Below are 21,367 nucleotides of genomic sequence, written 5' to 3' on the forward strand. Positions count from 1 at the left end.
GCTACTCAGGATGAGATTGCTATTGCAAGTAAACATAGAAATTTGTCATTTGAGATAGGTCTCCATGACTTAAAGCTGAGTAAACTGTTTAAGACCTGAGGTAACGACTATCTTAGATAGTTTATTTAAAAGTAAACGTCTTCATTCTTAGTTTTTGAAACAATAAGTATAATTTTGTCTTATGAAAAAACTCTTAGTATTAGGGAATAACTGGCCTGAGCCTACTACTACGGCAGCTGGATCAAGAATATTGCAATTATTAAAAATTTTCCAGAACGATGGATATGAAGTTCATTTTGCAAGTGCAGCTTCTAAAACGGCCTACTCCATAGATTTTAATCAACTTCTAATTAAAGAGCAATCCATTGTTTTGAATAATCCTAGTTTTGATTTATATATAAAAGATTTGCAACCAGAATTAGTTATGTACGATCGATTCATGATAGAAGAGCAGTACAGCTGGCGCATAAGAGAAAATTCTCCTGAGACTAAACATATCTTAGATACAGAAGATTTACATTTTTTAAGAAAGGCTAGGGAAGAAGCCGTAAAAAAGAAGAAGGATGTTAACTTGTTCAATGAAACGGCGATGCGTGAAATAGCAGCTATTTATAGATGTGATCTCACCTTGATCATTTCTAAAGTCGAGTGTGAGATCCTTCAAACGTCATTTCAAATCGATAGTGATAAACTATTCTACCTTCCTTTTCTAGTGAATGAAGCCGAAATAGCAACCATTATGGAATATGCACTACCATTTAAGGCAAGAGCTCATTTTGTGATGATAGGTAATTCCCTGCACCAGCCTAATTATGATGCGATTTTGTTCATGAAAAAAGAAATCTGGCCACAAATTAGAAATAATGATCCTAATGTAGAGCTACATATTTACGGTGCTTATCAAACTCAGAAGATTCTTCAATTAAACGATAAAAAATCTGGATTTTTAATAAAAGGTCATGCGTCAGATGCGATTGAAACGATTAGAAAATACCGTTTGCTTTTGGCTCCTATACGATATGGCGCAGGTCTGAAAGGTAAGATTTTTGATGCGATGAAAGCTGCGACTCCGGTAGCCATGACCACTATCGCTGCTGAAGGGATGTTTGAAAACACAGCAACTTATGGTTTTGTGGATGATGATCCTGTCAACTACGCCCAAAAATGTCTTCAACTATATAATTCAGAATCGGAGTGGCAATCTGTGAGTCTGGAAAATTCCCATATCTTGAAAAGTAATTATCTAGGTTCCGCTTTCGCGAAAGCGTTATTAACAAAAACCTCTCAACTTATTTCTTACAAATCTCCTGAAATTAACAGGAACAATTTTTCTTCAAAAATGTTGAATTACCATTCTAATAAAGCCACCAAATTTATGAGTAAATGGATTGAAGAAAGGAATGCAAGTCAGCGATGAATTTAGTCGATAAACTCCATAATTATATTGATCTAAAGAGTTATAAATTAACTAGTGCCGTTTATCGATTTTATCATTTTATTAGACTGAAATTAACGTTTGTTAATCAAATTAAGTAACCAAAGTTAATTTTAGTAGTGATTTTTGTTAGATATAAAAGACTTAACATTTGTTCAAAGTTTACTTTTTCGATAAACGGTAAGCACTTTATCGATTAATGAAATTAACGTATTAATTTGATGCTACTGATTACTAGTTAATTATCTTATGCGTGCATAATACTTATATGCAGTGCATAACACTTTACTTGTTTGAAAGGTATTGCACAACTATTCTTGTCGCAATCACTCAAAAAGTGAAAACATGAATAAAATTACATACTTAAACCGAAGGAATATCATCCTTCTTTTTTTCTTTTTTGTCTTACAAATATCGTGGAGTCAGGTAACGATTTACGATGCAAATTTCAGTAACTATTCCGGATCAAATTTCTGGACACAAAATGTAGTTTCAGGTTCAGGATGGTCCATTGGAGCAAATGCTGGGCATCCTTTTGGAGACGGAAATTATATGTTTAGCTCAAAAGATGCAAACGGCCGGTATTTACCTAATACTAATAGTTCCATAACATCTCCAGTAATTGACCTTACTGGTTATGATAGGATGACTTTCTCAATGGACATAGATAGTAAGTTTCCTAACACCTATGATGGTTTTCATATCGAATACACAAATGATGGTATTGAGTGGATTGTACTAGGTAAAATAGATGATAGAGCTGTAAATTGGTATAATTTCGGTAGCTTGTCTGGTACAACTGCTTTTGGCTTTGGTAATTGGACAGGTGACAGGACTTGGGAAACTGTATCTATCGATTTGCCTTCGCAAGGGTTTGACAACCAGTCTAATGTTAGATTTAGAATTGTATTGGGAACAAGTGGATATAATCATGATATAGGCGTAGCCTTTGATAATGTGAAAATTGTAGGTTATTCTCAACAAGTAAAAAATTATTCAGATTGTGGTCTCGGTATAGGTCAAAACTTAGAACTATGGTTGAATACAAGAACTCTTGCTGGTTTAAGCGATGGCGACCGTGTAAGTCAGTGGACTAATATATCATCACTTAATCCACTATCAAATATTAGTGCAGAGTGGACCAGTGCCACGTCTAGTGGAGCATTGCGTCCTACTTATTATGATAATCCTGCAAAAAACACCAACTTTAATCCAGTTGTATCTTTTGATGGTACTAATGAAATGTTTGGGAAATCTGGATTTTATAATAGAGATATATTTATTGTGATCAATCCGACGGCTACTATAAGTGCATCTCGTCCTACTGAAGACGTTTTCTTAGGTGATGATTATTTAACTTATGCGGGAAGTCAAGATGTTACAGGTATCTCAATTAATGACACATCAGCAAGATATGGACCTTATCCAGACATTGCGGCTTATAATCAGGGAGCGCAAGCTTCTTATGGTCGTGCCATTGTTCATCCTACTCTTGTTTATGATAGACCAGTGATCTTTAATGCGAGACTTAACGCTACTGGCGATGGAATGGATCTTTACCTCGATGGAGTTGATCTAGGTCTAACTTTAGATCCTGCCTTGATGCGAGAAGAAAATGCCACGACTTTTAAAGATATCCTTAATTCTAGATATTGGTTAGGTAGATCAGAGTTTTTTGGACCTAGTTTTACAGGAGATATTCTGGAGATCATGTCTTTCTCTGAGCGTAAACCAGATATAGATAGACAGCGTTTAGAATCTTACCTAGCTGTAAAATACGGTATCACTCTAGGGTTATTTGCAGTTCCTGAAATTAATCTTCCGCATGTTCCAGGTGCTTATTTTGATTCTGATGGGAATCCGCTTTGGAATGCCGTTAGCGATGCTGGTTATACCTATAATGTAGCAGGAATAGGTTATGATGACTGTTCTTTACTAAATCAGAAGCAAGCAAAAAGTGTGGACCCATTTACGTTTATCACAGTTGGTCTTGGGGATATTTATGACACTAATAGTGCTAATCCGAGTACATTTGAAGCAAGTGGAGATTTTCTAATGTGGGGTAGCACTCGATCCACACTTACCGCTTTGCCTGATGCGTTAGAAGTGACTTTAGGTCCTAGTTTAGTAACGACCTTTACTGATGTGACAGAACGTACTTGGAAATTCAAGGAAATATCTCAGGTTGGTAATGACATTCCTGAAGTAAAATTATCGGTTTCTACCACTGGTTTAGCTTCCTTACCTACACTAGTAGGAAATGATGCATATGTTATGATTTTAGCCGATGACGATGCCTTTACGACAAATGTAGAAACAGTATTTCTAGAAACAGAAGGTACTAATCAAACTGCTTTCTATGATTTTGATGGAACACGTTATGTGAAATTTGGAGTGGCGCATGAGGTGATAGCTTCAAAAGATATTCTTTTTGATGGAACTAATGACTATGTTGCTATGGGCGACGAGTTAGAATTGTCTGGCGATTATACCATCTCTGCTTGGGTAAAAACCAATGGTTCTAATTCTAATGGAACTAATAAAACTATTGTTTCAAAACGTGGGTCAGGAACCGATGGATATCACTTTTACTTAAGAGATGATAACCACATTGAAATGACGCACAATGGAAGCTCTACAATAACAAGTAATACTGCTCTTAATGATGGTGTTTGGTATTATTTGACATTGACATATGATTCAGGTCAAGCAAGTCTTTACATTGATGGTTTTAGAGACAGAAGAAGAAATATTGACCCAACTTCTACAAATACTTCTAAGTTTTGTATCGGTTCTAGATATGTGGATAAAAATAATATTCTTGATAACTTTTCAGGTAGCATCGATGAAATTAGAATCTTTAATGAGGCTATTTCACAGCGACAAATTAGATTCCTAATGAATCAAGAAATTGAAAAGGATGGAACTGGTATTAAAGGAGCTATAATACCCAATACTATTTCTAGAAATGATATTTCTAGCCTAGAATGGGACTCCTTAGAAGCTTATTTCAACATGAATACTTACATAGGAACTCATTTAAATGACGCATCTGGTAAAAAGCACCGAGGTAGTTTGATACAGCCAGATAACTTTAATATTAATGAGCAAACGGCACCACTGCCATATATTTCAAATAGCGATGCTGATTGGAATACTGCGGCTGCTTGGACTAATGGAGATTCCATGTTTATTCCAGGCTCAAGAAGATTGATAAATGGAAACAATAGGTCTATAAATTGGAACATAGCGGTTGTAAATCATGAAATCACAGCAGATAACAGAAACTACACCTTATTAAGTCTAGAAGTCTCTAATACAGGAAAATTACTTGTTGAAAATGATAGAGGACTAACACTTACGCATCAATTGAAATTGGACGGTAGTATTGATCTTGTAGGTGAATCTCAGTTAATACAACAAAACAATAGTGACTTAGTGGCTTCCACTACTGGTAAAATAGAAATAGACCAGCAAGGAACTTCGAATAACTTTGATTATAATTATTGGAGTTCTCCAGTGAGCACGATCAATGATGGCACAAACAACAATGGATTCTCTATTGCTGAAGTTTTAAAAGATGGAACTTTGGTAAACAATCCTCGTGATTTGACATTTACAGCTCGTAATGTGCCTAATGGTACTCCTGGAACAGCAAGTGTAGCAGCTACTATTTCTGGTAGATGGTTATGGAAGTATGGTAATACAACGAGTAATACCTACGCAAATTGGGAATATGCTGGACCAGATGGTAATCAATTTACTGGTGAAGGATGGACCATGAAAGGAACAGGAGCAGCTGGAACAACTCAAAACTATGTATTTGTAGGTAAACCTAATAATGGTAATATCAATCTAGATATAGATAATGGCAACGACTACCTTGTAGGGAATCCATACCCTAGCGCACTAGATGCTCATGAATTTATTAGTGATAATCCTGATACCGATGGAACGGTTTACTTCTGGGAACATTGGGGTGGAAATACGCACATTCTTGCAAACTATCAAGGAGGTTATGCCACTTATAATTATTCTGGTGGAGTAGGTAATGCAACCATTGGAACCTCAAACCCAGATGTAAATCAAGGAGGAATACCTACTAAACGACCAGAGCAATTTATACCTGTAGGTCAAGGTTTCTTTGTTACTGGAATAAATGATAATGGACAGATTCGCTTTAGAAATGATCAAAGACAGTTTGTAAAAGAGTCTAGTGGACAAAGTTTATTTGTGTCAGCACCTGGTGCTTCACCTATTGCTGCTGCCGGAGACATCAATACTCCTACTGACCCACGTATGAAAATAAGAATAGGTTTTGATTCTTCAAATCTTATCCATAGACAGTTGCTTGTTACCGTTGATAGTAGTGCCACATTTGGAATAGATAGAGGTTATGATGGTAAATTACTAGATGAACAAATGGACGATATGGCCTGGAAATCTTCAAACGAGAAGCTTACTATTCAAGGTATTCCATCGGTAAACGATCTAACAGAATTACCACTTTTCATTAAAATAAATAACGATAGCACATTTAATATTGTGATAGATGAGTTGAGAAATGTACCTGTAGATCAAGATGTATTTGTAAAAGATGCCGTGTTAAATACTTATACAGACATTAAAAACGGTAGTTATACTAGTCCTATGCTTGCCTCAGGAACTTACGAAGATCGTTTTTCTATCACTTTTTCTCAACAGTCTACTTTGAGTGAAGAAGTGCCTCTTATTAATGATAATGATCTTATAGTTTTTACTCCTAGCGGATTAGAACAATTGCACGTTAAGAAGTCTAATACGATATTATTAGAAGACCTTACTCTTATCAATATGTTAGGGCAAAATGTGAAAACTTACGATATCTCAAATGAAAACGATATTATCAAAGTGGATATTTCACAATTAGCAAGCGGAAACTACATTGTTAAGATGAATTCTAATTATGGTATTTTAACTAGAAAAGTTATCATAGAATAATTGATATAACTCATATTTTATACTAAACAAGCCTGTTCTAATTAAGAGCAGGCTTGTTTGTTATAACTCGTTTCAGAGCCGGCAAACTTATTTAAATACACTTAATGATGCATTTGATTGTTATAATTCCGCTTTCGCGAAAGCGAGATAAAAACAGTCCTAACTACATTTATATAACTCAAACGACTTTATCTACACACCAACTTTTTTCTGGAAGAACAAAAATTTAAAAAGCTTGAAAACGGCCAGCGATACTATTCCTACTGCAAGACCGGTTATAAACTCTGCGATAATGGATGGAAGTGCGTGCAATAATTCTTCTATCATATGAATATTATGTAAAAAGATCCCGCCGGCAACCAAAAGCAAAGCGATAGTCCCAATAACCGATAGGCTTTTGATAATCCATGGTAGGGCATTTACTAGAAAAGTACCAATGAATTTAGAAATACTTTTTTTACCATCACTCAACTTTATAAGTCTTACACCTAGATCATCCATTCTTACGATACCAGCGACGATACCATAAACTCCTATCGTTGCAATTATCGCAACAACTGAAACAACTAATATCTGGTTTAAAATAGGTTCCTCTACAACAGAGCTCAAAGCGATAATCACAATCTCTACCGATAGAATAAAATCAGTCACAATCGCCGATTTAATTTTATCTTTCTCTAGTGCTAGAATTTCTTCTTCAGTTAATTCTGGTGCTGCAATCGTTGCTTCAGGCGATTCATGAGGGAAAATCCATTCGTAGATTTTCTCAGCTCCTTCAAAGGCGAGATAAATAGCTCCTAGCAGTAAAATTATAGTAACTACTACAGGTAAAAATGCACTTAACAAAAATGCGATAGGTAGAATGATCAATTTGTTGATAAACGACCCTTTAGTGATTGCCCATAAAACTGGTATCTCTCTAGAAGAAACAAATCCAGAAGCTTTCTCTGCATTTACGGCTAGATCATCTCCTAAAATCCCTGCTGTTTTTTTGGTAGCAATCTTACTCATAGAAGCAACATCATCCATAAGAACACCTATATCATCTAGTAAAGCAAAAAATCCTGAAGCCATTTATAAGTTTTTAATTCACTGTAAAAGTAAAATATTTTAGTGCCTTTGAAAGGCAAACTGATGTTAAGAAATGAAAGGTCGTTTGTGAACTTAGCAGGAGTTTCCTCTAAATATGCTCTATTCAAAATCTACTTTACTCTTAGGAAACTGCTGGTTTTTGTAATTTAGGATTGATTGCTTTCATTTATGGCCTCTTGCAGTACTTTTTCAAAAACCTCCACTGGTTGTGCTCCAGTCACTGCACTTTTTCTATCAAAAACAATCGTAGGCACAGAATTTACACCCAAGTTTTTCCAATAGTTTTGTTTGTCCCTTATTTCTTTTTGGGTTTCTTTATCTTCTAACCTACTAAAAGCTTCTTCCACATTTAATTCTGCTTCTTGTAAGGCTTGTTTTAATATCTCTCGATCAGACACATCATTATTATTTGTGAAAAATGATTTGGTTAATATCATTTTGAGCTCTGTTTGCTTATCAAACTCCTTAGCATATTCTAATAAAATATGCGCTTCAAAAGTATTGGACATTCTCATGTCATCATTATAATTAAATACAAAATCAACTTCGGCACCAGCAGCTTTCATTTGTTGTTGCATTTGTGCGTGCTGTTCAGGACCAGCGCCATATTTTTCAGCGAGATGTTGTTGTAAATTTTGACCTTCTGATGGCATATTGGGGTTCAACTCAAATGGTTGCCATTCTAATTCTATTTGATCTTCTATCCCTAAATTTTTAATAGCCTTTTCTAGACGTTTGTAACCTATGGTACACCATGGACATACTACATCAGATATAATATCAATTTTTAATTTACGTTTCATACGATTAGTTTTTATTCTACTGCCGCGAAAACAAAATTATAAAAAGCTCTTTGTAGCAATTGACTCTTTAAGGGAATTATGGGAAAAAGTAAGAAACTATTATTAATAGTAGTAGTGACAAATAAATTTTTAAAACAACGTTTTTTTTAGCAAAATAAGGACTGATTTATGATGATTGTTATAGAAGTACTACAGTGCCTATAATAATAGAGATTTTACTTAATTTTTACCACAGTACTTTGTTGCCAACAGTATTTTTTAGAATGGCAATTCAAGCTTTTTATCGACAAAATCTCTCAGTTCGTTTTTAGTCCTTATCAAGCTTCTGATTTCACTAAAGCTTGCCAAAAACTCAACAAAATCATCTTCTAAATCTTTACTCGTAATTTCATAGTCGTTAGCTAAATCTTTCAGAGATAAATATTCCTTCAGTTTGGTTTTATATACTATTTCTCTTAACTCGTCTTTCTCTAAAAATTCATTAATGTTTATTGAATTATTAGAGTTATGTCTCCTCATCATAATCATTTCCTTACGCAAAGACTCTATAGATTCTAAAATATACTTATCTGAACTTATCTCAGTCTCTTCAATGTTTGTTATTTTATATTCGCCAAAATGCTTTAAAAACGTAGTATAATTTGGGTTTTCCTGCGAAGCGGTATGAGTTGCAATTATCTTCTGTGACAATTCCTTTTTAAACTTAACAATTTCATTAAATCTCAAATCTCTTGGATATTCCAAATGTTCAATTGGCGATGTGTCAAAAGAATAATTTGTTTTATCATCTTTGATAATTATCGTTGGTTTATCAAATGCCAATCTTAATCCTAATTCAAACATAACGTTCGGATTTTTTGCGCTTACGTCGCAAACTACGATTGGGTTTTTATATAAATTTTGAATAATTCGCTTTTGAATAACCCCAACATCACTGCCATTACTCACTAAGTTTGCATCAAAATCACTCATTGAAACAGCGTCAGTAATTATCGACAGCACGTCTTTCCAATGTTCAGAGCTTAAGCCGTCAATTGCAGAAATAGGCATTACTATTCCGCACTTTTTTCTTTCCTCTGTATTCTCGTTTTTTAATGGTTTTTCACTCTCTTTTTTCTTAGCCATATTTTTTTTGATATTGTAGGTAACTCGTTATATCAATTCAAATATAATCTTTATCCATTTAATTTTCCGGATAAACGCATGTTTACAAACCATTAATCAAATCTTAGTACAACTTAACATAACCAAAAATTCCCAGCGGCTAGCTGGGATTTTGAGTTAAAAAGTCTTTGAGTCTTTTAAGTATTTAAGCTTCAACGGCTTCTTCTTTCCATTGAAGTTCCACCTGACGTTGTCCTTTTAAAATATCCTCCATTGTTTCTCGCTCTCTTATTAGGTGAGCAGCGCTATCGTACCACAACACTTCTGCAGGTCGATAACGAGAATTGTAATTGCTTGCCATAGAAAAACAATAAGCTCCAGCATTAGAGAAAGAGAGAATATCACCTTCTGTTATTTCAGAAATTTGACGATTGTTTGCAAACGTATCCGTCTCACAAATATATCCTACCACGCTGTAAAATCTGTTTTTACCTTCTGGGTTTGAAATGTTTTTTATTCCATGATAAGAACCATAAAGCATCGGTCGTATCAAGTGATTGAAACCAGAATCAATACCTGCAAAAACAGTAGAGGTAGTCTGTTTCACCACGTTTACTTGAGCAAGAAAATGACCAGCTTCACTCACCAGAAATTTACCAGGTTCAAACGCCATGGTGATATCACGACCGTAGTTTTTACAAAATGCGTTAAAACGCTCACTAAGTTGCTCGCCAAGATCTTCAATATCGGTAGAAACATCACCTTCCTTATATGGTACTTTGAAACCACTTCCAAAATCTATAAATTCCAGATCTTTAAATTTTGCAGCCGTTTCAAAAAGGATTTCTGTAGCATAAAGAAAAACACCTATGTCTAGAATATCGCTTCCCGTATGCATGTGCACACCATTAACGGTCATTCCTGTATTTTCTACAATTCTTAATATATGAGGTATTTGATGTATAGAAATACCAAATTTACTATCGATGTGTCCTACAGAAATATTAGCATTTCCACCAGCCATCACATGAGGATTAATCCTTATACAAACTGGTGTTTTAGGATGTTTAGAGCCAAATTGCTCTAAAATAGAAAGGTTATCAATGTTGATTTGAACGCCTTTTTCGGCTACTTTTTCAATTTCCTCCAGTGAAACACCATTAGGTGTAAATATTATTTTTTCAGGAGCAACGCCAGCAGCGAGTCCTAATTCAACTTCTTGTAGACTAACGGTATCGAGTCCAGCGCCTAGCTGTTTAAAAAGTTTCAAGATAGAGATGTTAGACAGTGCTTTTACTGCGTAGTGAATTCTTAGGTTTTTCGCTTTCGCGAAAGCGGAAACTAAACGTTCATACTGCGCTACAATGACATTTGCATCATAGACATAGACCGGACTACCGTGTTCTCGAGCTATGTTTAATAAATCTTGATTATTCATGTAATAAACTTAAGCCTACAAAAGTACTAGAGTGAGAAAAATAAAAGTGAATTATATCTTAAATTTTTAAGTATTGTGTAGATATGGAAACTAGAATAATTGTATAACCGAATTTATGTATTCTTTTAGAAAGATTTCTTTTTCTTTAATGGCTCACTTGCTTATTTTTGCTAATACTTAATTGAACTTTAAAGAACATTTATGAATCTTCACGAATATCAAGGTAAAGAAATACTCGCTAGCTATGGGGTGACCATACAAAGAGGTAAAGTTGCAACCACATCAGACGAGGCAGTAGCAGCGGCAAAAGCACTAACTGAAGAAACCGGAACAGGATGGCATGTAATTAAAGCCCAAGTTCATGCTGGTGGACGTGGTAAAGGTGGTGGAGTAAAACTAGCTAAAAACCTTGATCAAGTAAAAGAAATTTCTGGAGAGATCATAGGAATGGATCTTGTAACGCCACAAACTACCGCCGAAGGTAAACGAGTACATCAAGTTCTTGTTGCTGAGGATGTTTACGAGCCAGGAGAAGCTGAAATAGAAGAATTTTATATGTCTGTTCTTCTTGACCGTGCTCAAGGAAAGAACATGATTATGTATTCTACTGAAGGTGGAATGGATATAGAAACTGTAGCAGAAGAAACGCCACATTTAATATTTACTGAAACTATCGATCCAGCTCATGGATTACAAGGTTTTCAAGCGAGACGTATTGCTTTTAACTTAGGTTTGAGTGGTAAAGCCTTTAAAGAGATGACCAAATTTGTGAACTCTTTATACAATGCTTATTTAGGATCTGATAGTGCTTTATTTGAAATCAATCCAGTATTGAAAGCATCAAATAACACGATTATCGCCGTAGACTGTAAAATCACTTTAGACGAGAATGCATTATTTCGTCATAAAGATCTTGCTGAATTAAGAGATACAAGAGAAGAGAATGCTACTGAAGTAGAAGCAAAGGCCGTAGGATTGAATTATGTTGACCTAGATGGTAACGTAGGTTGTATGGTAAATGGTGCTGGACTTGCAATGGCAACGATGGATCTAATCAAACAAGCTGGAGGATCTCCGGCAAACTTCCTAGACGTAGGTGGAACGGCAGATGCTAAAAGAGTAGAGGAAGCTTTTAAAATTATCTTGAAAGATAAAGGTGTGAAAGCTATTCTGGTAAACATTTTTGGTGGTATTGTACGCTGTGATCGTGTAGCGCAAGGAATTATTGATGCTAAGAAAAGTATGGGTGATGCTATGAATGTTCCATTGATTGTAAGATTACAAGGAACAAACGCAGAGATCGCAAAAGAACTTATTGACAACAGCGGAATGGACGTACAAAGTGCGGTAGAATTTCAAGAAGCTGCAGATAAAGTACAGGCGGTAATAGCAAAGTAAAAAACTACAGCCATTGAGTTGGCAAATTAATTATTATATAAAAACCACGCAATTTGCGTGGTTTTTTTGTTTGAGTGATTATTGTTTAATATGACGTAATATATCTAGTCAAATAATGATGATATAATTGACTGCTTAAAGGAGTCAACTTTATTTCGAATCGATGAAGAGTAATTCACCGAAGAGGTGTTTAATCCTCATCCTCTTCAGCTTTTTTGAGGTCTTCAACGGTTATTTCTGGAAGTGCATCAGGATCTGCCATTTCTTTTTCAGAATAATCATCTTCATCAAAAGATTCCATTTGCATCGAAAGACGCTTAGAAATCTTTACTAAATATTTAGTGTCTTCAGTAATTACTTCTACAGCTTCTATAGTTTCATACTTGTGATTTTTAAATGAAATCACATCATCATCTCCATATCCATCGGGATATTTTTCCACGAGCAAGGCAAGTACTTCTGGCGTAAGTTTTTTATAATCAACAATTATATTTCTCATTGTAAAATCAATTTAATAATATCGAAAGTATAAGTTTTTTTAGAATATACAAACAAATAAAAAGGCTTATTTAATTAATTATAGCAAGCCGAAAGCCTTGATCACATCCTCTTCAGGAACAGTTTGATCTGTTATAAAAGTACCTATAGATTTTAATAGTACAAAACGTATCTGACCATTTACATTTTTCTTGTCATGTGTCATTAATTCAAGCATTTGTCTTATTTCAAACGCTGAAAATGATAGCTGCATATCTAGGTTTTTGAACCAGACTTCTATTTCTTGAAATTCGTTTTTACTCAATCCAGTATGTAAATGACTGAGAAAAGATTCTAAATACAATCCAGCTGCAATTGCTTCTCCATGAAGTAATGATTCATGATTCTCACTAGATAAACAAAAAGATTCTATGGCGTGTCCTATAGTATGACCGTAATTCAATGATTTACGAGCACCTTTTTCAAAAGGATCACTTTTTACCACATCATTTTTAATTACCACACTTTGATAAATCAAACCTTCAAAAATATCAGAGTAATAATCATCTTTTACTTCTATCATATTCTCCCAATACTTGCGATCTCCTATGAGGCCGTGTTTAAACATTTCAATAGATCCATTAAGGAGTTGCCTTTGATCTAGGGTCCTAAGAAATGTTACGTCTATTAAAGTCATTTGTGGAGGAACAATGACGCCTATCTGGTTCTTGAGATGTCCCAAGTCTACGCCATTTTTACCACCTATCGCCGCATCTACCATTCCTAAAACTGTTGTGGGCACATGAATAAAAGGAATACCTCTTTTAATTGTTGAAGCTACAAATCCTCCTAAGTCCGTAATCACGCCACCGCCTAGATTAATCATTAGACTATTGCGATCACAACCTAGCTCTATCATGGCGCTCCATACACCGCTGCAGGTTTCTATATTTTTGAATTCTTCTCCTGCATCTATCTCGATGACTTCTATGCGAGCATTAGTCTCTAATTGAGGCATAAATAGCGGATAACAATTCTCCATAGTATTCTCATCTACTAATATGAAAACACAACTAGGTTTTTGAGAATCTATGAATTTATTCAGTCGAGAATAGGCTTCTTTGTTAAAATGTATGGCGTAATTATTATTTGTAATCGAGTTCATTGAACAGTAACTGTGATGATTATATAAGTTCCGCTTTCGCGAAAGCGAGACCTAAAATAGGTTCTTGTTATTATTCTCCAAAAGTAGCGTCTATATGATTAATTTAATCTTTTATGCAATTATATTTGTTACATGAATGAGAATCCTTTTAATAATACTGCTAACGCATTTTCTTTAAAATCTGATAAAGATCTTAAGAAAGCGCATTTTATTTTCAGCTCGATGTCTAAGCCATGGCTTGTAGATTTAGGCTCTAAGGCAACCATGCTGGCGCTTAACTGGAAGTTGCCAGTAAAAGGAATTATCAAGGATACGATTTTTCATCAATTTTGCGGTGGAACGACTGATGAGGAGTGCATGCCGCTGGTCGAGAAAATGTTTGAAAAAGGTGTGAGCTCTATTCTAGATTACTCAGTAGAAGGGAAAGAAAATGAAGCCGATTTTGACGCTGTGGTAGGGAAAAAGTTGACGCTCATTCACATGGCGAGTGAAAATAACGCCTTGCCGTTTGAAGTAGTAAAACCTACTGGAATTGGAAGATTCTACATCTGGCAAAAAATTACAGAAAAAAAAACCTTAACGCCACCAGAAGAACTGGAATGGGAGCGCATTTATAATAGGGTAGATCTACTATGTAAAACAGCTGTAGATAATGATATTGCATTATTATTTGATGGTGAAGAAACATGGATGCAAGATGCGGCCGATGACTTGATACGTGAAATGATGTTGAAGTACAATCACGGTAAAGCTTATATCTATAATACCATTCAATGTTATAGACATGATCGTCTGGATTATATCATGGAATTGTATGAAGATGCCAAAGCAAATGATTTTATTGTAGGTGCAAAAATTGTAAGAGGAGCTTACATGGAGAAAGAACGTGAACGTGCAATTAAGTATGGCTATGAAAGCCCGATATGTAAGGATAAAACTGCTACAGACGAAATGTTTAACCATGTCATGCATTATATTCTAGACCGACTAGACACTATAAAGTTATGTATAGGAACTCATAATGAAAAAAGCACTCTTGATGCGATGAAAACGCTAGCTGAAAAAAACATAGAGCCTAATACAAATGATGTTTGGTTTGGACAGCTTTATGGAATGAGTGATAACCTTACCTTTAATCTTGCCGCACTAGGTCATAATACGTTTAAGATTCTTCCTTTTGGTCCTATTGAAGATGTGATGCCTTATTTAATTAGAAGAGCGCAAGAAAACACATCTGTAGCAGGGCAGACTGGTAGAGAGTTAACTCTTATCAAGCAGGAAATGAATAGAAGAGGTATATAAATTTCATATTTGAAAGTATTTTACCTTTCATGAATTAATCCACGTACCACTCGAATATACCTGAAAATAAAATTGAGATAGGTATCATCTGAAATAGAGCTGTAATAATCAAGAAGTAAAAATCAATTTTTGATTTTTTGATGAATAGATAGAGCATCATTAAGAAAAACCAAGTCAAAAAAGAATACGTCCAAATTAGCATAAATTGCTCTATCCATGGTGAATAAAATGAATATAATTCTAGCTCTTTAGGATCGGGATTATTATATTTAGGATAATACCCTAAATGATTACTTGCTTTGATATAAAATGAAAGTAAAGAAAATGAAAAAGGTAAGCTTAAAAATGATAAAAAATAAATAAAATGTTTTAAAAACCTTATCATCTCCACTATTGCGTCATTAAGTTAAATCGTGACTAAATCATTATATCGTCAAGAATATTAAAAATTACTGGCTCAATACTTTTACTACCTTAACGTAACGCTCGCAATTCTGAACCCAAAGTGAGGTGTTCTTTAGCTCCTGTCTTCCAGAAATATGATAAAAATTACATGGAATGGTATCGGTATTAGATTTTGAAAAATCTACACTACCATACTTGAGTATAAGTTGGATATCTAAAGTATCAATTTCTCTTTGTTCTAGCATCGTACGCATTTCTGGAGAGAAGCGCACAAAGTTTTTTCTACGGATATCGTTTATAACTCGATCTTCAGGAAGCCAGGTACATTGGGTTCTTTTTCCGGTAAGGAAAAATATTAAGAAAACCATTCCAATAGCAAAACCACCACCGTAAAAACCTAGTCTTTTTATAAACTTCATATTCTTTTTAAAATATGAGCAAATTTACATCGGTATGAGATAAATCATACCATTGACCTACAGATTTGTTTGTAACAATTCCATGATATAAATAAATCCCACATTTAAGACCTTGATCCATGCGTATGGCATGTTCAATTCCACCATCGTTTGCAATATTTAAAATATATGGTGTGAACATATTGCTCAATGCAACACTTGCTGTTTTGGAATATCTTGATGGAATATTAGGGACACAATAATGGGTTACTCCTAACTTACTAAAAGTTGGTTTGTCATGATTTGTCACCTCGCTCGTTTCAAAACAACCACCCATATCAATACTAACGTCTATAATTACTGCACCATTTTTCATGTTTTCAACCATTTGCTGAGAAACGACTACTGGTGTTCTATTCTCGCCTGTAAGAGCTCCTATAGCAACATCACAGCGCCTTAAGGCTTTTGATAAATATTTGGGTTGAATGGTAGAAGTGTACACTTGCTGATTTACCTTGTTCTGAACATTGCGCAATTTTGAAATGGAGTTATCAAATATCTTAACGCTAGCACCTAGACCTAAGGCAGTCCGTGCAGCAAACTCACCAACGACTCCAGCTCCCAATATAACTACATCAACAGGTGGAACTCCAGTTATGTTCCCAAATAATTGACCAGTTCTATTAGCTCCGCTAGAAAGAATTTCTGAAGCAATTAATACTGAGGCAACACCAGAAATTTCGCTTAACGCATTAACTGCTGTAAATTGACCTTCGTCATCAGTAATAAATTCATAGGCTAGTGCGGTCACTTTTTTCTCAGCTAGCTTTTTAAAATATTTTTGGTCTTGTGTTTTAAGTTGCAAAGCTGAAATCAATACGGATTGAGGTTTGATCATTTCTATTTCTTCCATAGAAGGTGGCGCAACTTTGAGGATAGTCGGACAAGAAAATACTTTTGTGGTGTCCGAGGTCATTTCGGCACCAGCATTTACATAGTCTTTATCAGAAAAGTTACTTGCTATTCCCGCTCCTTTTTCAATGAGTATGCGATGCCCATGAGCGCAAACTGCTGCCACTGCATCTGGAGTGAGGCAAATACGTTTTTCTTGATGTTGAGTTTCTTTAGGAATCCCTATGAACAGTTCTTTTTTGGTAATCGTTATCTCTAGTCGCTCTTCTTGAGGAATAAGTTGATCTTTAGTAAAAGGTGTTGCTATAGAGGACATCTACGTATTTTTTTCTTTCTAAATCTACAAAATAGATTACTTAAACCAGCGATCGCTAGGTTTTTTTATTTCATCTTCTATCTCACTTATGTCTATGCCGTGAATACGATCAAAAACTTTAATTCTAGCTAAATAAGTAAGAGAGAGCGAAATAATCACCACTGGTACTATAAAATACAACTCGCCAGAATCAATATAGGTAGAGGAGAAATCAAAAAGGTTATAAAGCTGAAATGCATAAAGACTTATTGGTATGATAATAACATGGTACCACCAATGCTTACAAGTCAAAAACCAAATGATTAATAATAGTAAAGGCACGATTTTTTGAAAAAGTATCCATGATGCCATTAGTCGATTATCGTCAAAAGATTTAGACAAAGAATTAAACAGAGAAGTATCCCAAAGCCAATCTGGCAAAGCTTCATAATAGTAAAAGGCATAAGGTAAAACCGCCATAATCACAGCAACGGCACTACCTACAGCTAATGCTTTAGTTCCTTTACTTTGCCTTCTTGATGTATTCATAGATAAAAATTATAATGAAAAAAGCTCACTGCAAGTAAATGTAGTGAGCTTTTTTAATTATATCAAATTTATTTTAGCCAGTTACTGGTGGCTTAAACTTTGCTAATAATTTCTTTTCGATTTTAGAAGTTTTTGTTTCTTCAGGTTGAAATTGCACTGCGGCACCGGCAAGGGATACACCGAAAATTGCCAATAAAGCTAACGCTTTAATAGATTTGTTGTTCATAATAAAAGGGTTTAAGTAAATAAGTGATACTAAATTACAAACAACAACCATAAATGCAGCAGTAATTTCTCACCTTTTCGATGAAAAACTGTTACCACATGTTAAACTACATGATTCCAAACTTAAACAAGAGTAATTATTTCTCTCGTTAAGATTATTGGGTATTTTGTAAAGGCTTTAAGCTTAATTTTCTTGTGTTTGAATCAATTATTTCTATTGATACTTCCTGATATTCAGATAGAAACGGTTTTGAAAACTCTGGCCACTCAATTAGCTGAAATGCATTTTTTATCAGATAATCTTCAAAACCAATGTCATATAACTGCTCAGAATGTTCAATTCTGTACAAATCAAAGTGCATCACGTCTGTTTGAACTCCTTTATACTCGTTGACTAAACTAAAAGTAGGAGAGGTGATCGCATCTATTACTCCTAATTGTTTACAGAGTGCTTTTATGAGGGTAGTTTTTCCTGCTCCCATTGGAGCATCAAACAATATTACCTTTGACTGCGCATGATTTAGAAGCTGCTCAGCAACAGCATCGATTTCAGATAAATTATAAGTAATTTCCATTATCTAGGTTCAAATATGACAAATGGTATCAACATCTCTTCTAAAGAAACACCTCCATGCTGATACGTATTTCTATAATAACTTACATAGTGATTGTAGTTATTAGGATATGCAAAGAACAAATCTCCTTTTGCAAAAATGAAACTACTACTCATATTAATCTTGGGTAATTTGATGCTACTAGGGTCTTTAGCTGCAAGAACATCTTTATCTTCATAAGATAAACTTCTACCAGTTTTATATCTTAAGTTCAAGCTTGTATTTTTATCTCCGATTACTTTGCTAGGTGAAGTAACATTAATAGTTCCATGATCAGTCGTCAGAATTAACTTAAAGCCTAACTCTTGACCTTTTTGTATAATATCAAACAACGGAGAGTTTTTAAACCAGCTTAAAGTTAGTGATCTATAACTTTTATCTGTACTTGCAAGTTCTTTAATCACTTCCATTTCTGTTTTAGAATGAGAAAGCATGTCTACAAAATTGTAAACTACAACTGTAAGATCATTGTCTTTTTGACTTTTAAAGTTATCGGCAAGTTTACGCCCTTTATTCTCATTAGTAATTTTATGGTACTGATGTGTGATGTTTAAGTTTAGTCGTTTTAACTGCGCTGTGAGAAAGGCGTTTTCATGCATGTTTTTCCCACCTTCATCAGTATCATCCAGCCATAAATCTGGATGCCTTTTCTTCATATCTTCTGGCATCAGGCCAGAAAACAACGCATTTCTTGCATATTGAGTAGCTGTAGGTAATATGGAACAGTAGGTTTCTTCCTCCACTTTCTTATAGTAATTGTTGATCAAGTTTTCAAACACTCGGTATTGATCTAATCTAAGATTATCAACTACAACAAGTAATACAGGATCTTCTTTTTTAAGATGTGGAGCTATTCTCTCTTTAAATAAATTGTGACTTAAAATAGGATTGTCCTCGTCACCGTCAAACCAATCTGGATAGTTTCTATCAATAAATTTACAGAACTGTTGATTTGCTTCGTTCTTCTGAGCTTGTAAAATTTCAAACATACCAGAGTCGTCAACATCCTCTAATTCAATTTCCCAATAAACTAATTTCTGATAGAGTTGCACCCATTCTTCATAACTATTGATCATAGACATGTCCATAGCTATTTTTCTAAACTCACGCTGATAATCACTTATTGTTTTATCATTGATAAGCCTAGAATGATCGAGATTCTTTTTTACCGCAAGTAGTATTTGATTGGGATTAACTGGTTTGATAAGGTAATCGGCTATTTTAGAACCGATAGCTTCCTCCATAATATATTCCTCTTCACTTTTTGTGATCATTATCACAGGTAATTGAGCTTGTTTTTCTTTGATTTCGTGCAAGGTTTCCAGTCCCGTTAAACCTGGCATGTTTTCGTCTAAAAAGATCAAGTCATAATTGGTCTCTTCAATTGCTTCCAGCGCCTCAGAACCACTTATTCTTGTGTCAATCGTATATCCCTTTTTCTCCAAGAAAATGATGTGAGGTTTTAATAAATCCACTTCATCGTCTACCCATAGTATTTTGATCTCTGCCATATCAGTATATTTGTATTAAAATGCTGTTCCCTTGAAACAACAGAACAAACTTAAAATATTAAACGATCCTATCTACGGTTTTATTTCGATTCCTTCAGAAGAGATTTTTAGAATAGTAGAACATCCATATTTTCAACGTCTACGTCGTATTACTCAAATGGGCTTGAGCTACCTGGTTTATCCTGGAGCACACCATACTAGATTTCATCATGCATTAGGTTGTTTGCACCTCATGCAAAAAGCAGTACAAGTACTTAGATCTAAGTCAGTTGAAATATCAGTAGAGGAAGAAGATGCGCTCTACAAAGCCATCTTGTTACACGATATAGGACATGGACCGTTTTCTCATGCCTTAGAATATCAAATTATAAATAAGGTCACTCACGAGCAACTTTCTTATCATTTTATGAATGATTTGAATCGCGAGTTTAACTGTAGTTTAACGCTTGCCATCCAAATATTTAAAGGAGAATACCACCGTCCGTTTATGTTAGAATTGATTTCCAGTCAGCTAGACATGGATCGATTAGATTATCTTAAAAGAGATAGTTTTTATACCGGCGTTGCAGAAGGTAACATCAACAGCCAGCGACTCATTACAATGCTTAATGTAGTGAATGATAAACTCGTAGTTGAGGAAAAAGGACTTTACAGCGTGGAAAACTTCCTATCTGGTCGAAGGTTGATGTATTGGCAAGTTTATTTACACAAAACAGGAATAGGCGCTGAGCATTTACTGCAATCTGTTATTAAGCGTGTTAAGGAACTTCTTGAAAAAGGAGTTAAGGTAGACTTACCAGATAATCTCAGATATTTCTTTATTAATGATCATCCTGATTTTGAAACAAATTCTTTGGATCTCGAACGATTTGCTGCTTTAGATGACTCTGATATAATTTTTACGCTCAAACTAAGCATGAATCATCAAGATTTTGTTTTGAGCGAACTTTGTAAAATGATCCTGAATCGACAGCTGCTCAAAATAAAATTTTCAAGTAAACCTATTCCACAAAGTAAAGTTCAAAAGCATTTACAAAAACTTCAGAAATCTTATCAACTAAGTGAGCACGAAGCATCTTACTTTGTGTTTTCTGGTGATGTTGTTAATCTCGCTTACGCGAAAGCGAAACCTATTCAAATAGTAAATAAAAAAGGTAAATTAATAGAACTTATAAAAGCAGGTAAGGAAGATAGCTTTAAAGCTTTGCTCAAAGAAGTGAAGAAATATTACTGTTGTTATCCAAAGCTGCAAGATTGATATAAA

At 34.7% G+C, this 21,367-nt stretch carries 17 protein-coding genes; 5 read left to right on the top strand and 12 right to left on the bottom strand.

From position 1 onward, the window contains the following. Positions 1-181: 181 nt before the first annotated feature. Together DDD_RS13550 and DDD_RS13555 are read left to right on the top strand one after the other, a co-directional pair. Positions 182-1,417, top strand: a complete 1,236-nt coding sequence (locus DDD_RS13550) for a glycosyltransferase (RefSeq protein ID WP_015363482.1) — start codon at positions 182-184, stop codon at positions 1,415-1,417. A gap of 363 nt (positions 1,418-1,780) precedes the next feature. Next, positions 1,781-6,415, top strand: a complete 4,635-nt coding sequence (locus DDD_RS13555; protein ID WP_015363483.1) for a LamG-like jellyroll fold domain-containing protein — start codon at positions 1,781-1,783, stop codon at positions 6,413-6,415. 192 nt (positions 6,416-6,607) lie between these two features. On the opposite strand, the gene DDD_RS13560 is transcribed toward DDD_RS13555, so the two are convergent. From DDD_RS13560 to lysA, 4 genes are all read right to left on the bottom strand, one after another. After that, the gene (locus DDD_RS13560) at positions 6,608-7,489 is read right to left on the bottom strand and encodes a DUF808 domain-containing protein (protein ID WP_015363485.1); all 882 of its coding nucleotides are present in this window, start codon (positions 7,487-7,489) and stop codon (positions 6,608-6,610) included. Between the two features lie 164 nt (positions 7,490-7,653). After that, the gene (locus DDD_RS13565) at positions 7,654-8,310 is read right to left on the bottom strand and encodes a DsbA family oxidoreductase (protein ID WP_015363486.1); all 657 of its coding nucleotides are present in this window, start codon (positions 8,308-8,310) and stop codon (positions 7,654-7,656) included. A 258-nt stretch (positions 8,311-8,568) separates the two neighbouring features. Beyond that, positions 8,569-9,435 carry an RNA helicase gene (locus DDD_RS13570; RefSeq protein ID WP_111474779.1) on the bottom strand — a complete coding sequence of 289 codons (867 nt, stop codon included), beginning with the start codon at positions 9,433-9,435 and terminating at the stop codon, positions 8,569-8,571. Positions 9,436-9,619: 184 nt separating this feature from the next. Continuing rightward, the gene (lysA, locus tag DDD_RS13575; RefSeq protein WP_015363488.1) at positions 9,620-10,852 is read right to left on the bottom strand and encodes a diaminopimelate decarboxylase; all 1,233 of its coding nucleotides are present in this window, start codon (positions 10,850-10,852) and stop codon (positions 9,620-9,622) included. Between the two features lie 201 nt (positions 10,853-11,053). Between lysA and sucC the strand changes: the two genes are divergently transcribed. Further along, a complete protein-coding gene (sucC, locus tag DDD_RS13580) occupies positions 11,054-12,250 on the top strand; it encodes an ADP-forming succinate--CoA ligase subunit beta (protein ID WP_015363489.1) in 1,197 nt (398 codons plus the stop codon). 190 nt (positions 12,251-12,440) lie between these two features. Here the strand turns inward: sucC and DDD_RS13585 are convergent, their stop codons facing one another. Beyond that, a complete protein-coding gene (locus DDD_RS13585) occupies positions 12,441-12,749 on the bottom strand; it encodes a hypothetical protein (protein ID WP_015363490.1) in 309 nt (102 codons plus the stop codon). A 78-nt stretch (positions 12,750-12,827) separates the two neighbouring features. Next, entirely contained in the window at positions 12,828-13,892 is a 1,065-nt protein-coding gene (aroB, locus tag DDD_RS13590) for a 3-dehydroquinate synthase (protein WP_015363491.1), read from the bottom strand. Positions 13,893-14,024: 132 nt separating this feature from the next. Between aroB and DDD_RS13595 the strand changes: the two genes are divergently transcribed. Beyond that, on the top strand, positions 14,025-15,194 hold the full coding sequence (locus DDD_RS13595; protein WP_015363492.1) for a proline dehydrogenase family protein: 1,170 nt from the start codon (positions 14,025-14,027) through the stop codon (positions 15,192-15,194). 449 nt (positions 15,195-15,643) lie between these two features. Here DDD_RS13595 and DDD_RS13605 read toward each other — a convergent pair whose 3' ends face one another. From DDD_RS13605 to porX, 6 genes are all read right to left on the bottom strand, one after another. After that, on the bottom strand, positions 15,644-16,018 hold the full coding sequence (locus DDD_RS13605) for a DUF4258 domain-containing protein (RefSeq protein ID WP_015363494.1): 375 nt from the start codon (positions 16,016-16,018) through the stop codon (positions 15,644-15,646). 7 nt (positions 16,019-16,025) lie between these two features. Then, entirely contained in the window at positions 16,026-17,225 is a 1,200-nt protein-coding gene (locus DDD_RS13610; RefSeq protein ID WP_015363495.1) for an alanine dehydrogenase, read from the bottom strand. Between the two features lie 36 nt (positions 17,226-17,261). Next, positions 17,262-17,753 (bottom strand): hypothetical protein, encoded by a 492-nt coding sequence (locus DDD_RS13615; RefSeq protein ID WP_015363496.1) that lies wholly within the window; start codon positions 17,751-17,753, stop codon positions 17,262-17,264. Positions 17,754-17,826: 73 nt separating this feature from the next. Further along, complete coding sequence (locus DDD_RS18040; RefSeq protein WP_015363497.1) at positions 17,827-17,979, bottom strand: hypothetical protein; 153 nt, start codon at positions 17,977-17,979, stop codon at positions 17,827-17,829. Positions 17,980-18,133: 154 nt separating this feature from the next. Next, positions 18,134-18,553, bottom strand: coding sequence for a tRNA (adenosine(37)-N6)-threonylcarbamoyltransferase complex ATPase subunit type 1 TsaE (gene tsaE, locus DDD_RS13620; RefSeq protein WP_015363498.1), 420 nt, complete (start codon positions 18,551-18,553; stop codon positions 18,134-18,136). Continuing rightward, on the bottom strand, positions 18,553-20,103 hold the full coding sequence (porX, locus tag DDD_RS13625) for a T9SS response regulator signal transducer PorX (protein WP_015363499.1): 1,551 nt from the start codon (positions 20,101-20,103) through the stop codon (positions 18,553-18,555). The genes tsaE and porX overlap by 1 nt, the downstream gene beginning before the upstream one ends. A gap of 31 nt (positions 20,104-20,134) precedes the next feature. On the opposite strand from porX, the gene DDD_RS13630 reads away from it, so the two are divergent. Continuing rightward, entirely contained in the window at positions 20,135-21,361 is a 1,227-nt protein-coding gene (locus DDD_RS13630) for an HD domain-containing protein (protein WP_015363500.1), read from the top strand. The last annotated feature ends 6 nt before the right edge of the window (positions 21,362-21,367 follow it).

Source organism: Nonlabens dokdonensis DSW-6 (assembly GCF_000332115.1).
In the GTDB taxonomy this organism is placed as follows: domain Bacteria; phylum Bacteroidota; class Bacteroidia; order Flavobacteriales; family Flavobacteriaceae; genus Nonlabens; species Nonlabens dokdonensis.

Bases quoted from the DNA above. Each gene is read 5' to 3' on its own strand.
- DDD_RS13550 (WP_015363482.1), top strand. From the start codon at position 182: ATGAAAAAACTCTTAGTATTAGGGAATAACTGGCCTGAGCCTACTACT.
- DDD_RS13555 (WP_015363483.1), top strand. From the start codon at position 1,781: ATGAATAAAATTACATACTTAAACCGAAGGAATATCATCCTTCTTTTT.
- DDD_RS13560 (WP_015363485.1), bottom strand. From the start codon at position 7,489: ATGGCTTCAGGATTTTTTGCTTTACTAGATGATATAGGTGTTCTTATG.
- DDD_RS13565 (WP_015363486.1), bottom strand. From the start codon at position 8,310: ATGAAACGTAAATTAAAAATTGATATTATATCTGATGTAGTATGTCCA.
- DDD_RS13570 (WP_111474779.1), bottom strand. From the start codon at position 9,435: ATGGCTAAGAAAAAAGAGAGTGAAAAACCATTAAAAAACGAGAATACA.
- lysA (WP_015363488.1), bottom strand. From the start codon at position 10,852: ATGAATAATCAAGATTTATTAAACATAGCTCGAGAACACGGTAGTCCG.
- sucC (WP_015363489.1), top strand. From the start codon at position 11,054: ATGAATCTTCACGAATATCAAGGTAAAGAAATACTCGCTAGCTATGGG.
- DDD_RS13585 (WP_015363490.1), bottom strand. From the start codon at position 12,749: ATGAGAAATATAATTGTTGATTATAAAAAACTTACGCCAGAAGTACTT.
- aroB (WP_015363491.1), bottom strand. From the start codon at position 13,892: ATGAACTCGATTACAAATAATAATTACGCCATACATTTTAACAAAGAA.
- DDD_RS13595 (WP_015363492.1), top strand. From the start codon at position 14,025: ATGAATGAGAATCCTTTTAATAATACTGCTAACGCATTTTCTTTAAAA.
- DDD_RS13605 (WP_015363494.1), bottom strand. From the start codon at position 16,018: ATGAAGTTTATAAAAAGACTAGGTTTTTACGGTGGTGGTTTTGCTATT.
- DDD_RS13610 (WP_015363495.1), bottom strand. From the start codon at position 17,225: ATGTCCTCTATAGCAACACCTTTTACTAAAGATCAACTTATTCCTCAA.
- DDD_RS13615 (WP_015363496.1), bottom strand. From the start codon at position 17,753: ATGAATACATCAAGAAGGCAAAGTAAAGGAACTAAAGCATTAGCTGTA.
- DDD_RS18040 (WP_015363497.1), bottom strand. From the start codon at position 17,979: ATGAACAACAAATCTATTAAAGCGTTAGCTTTATTGGCAATTTTCGGT.
- tsaE (WP_015363498.1), bottom strand. From the start codon at position 18,553: ATGGAAATTACTTATAATTTATCTGAAATCGATGCTGTTGCTGAGCAG.
- porX (WP_015363499.1), bottom strand. From the start codon at position 20,103: ATGGCAGAGATCAAAATACTATGGGTAGACGATGAAGTGGATTTATTA.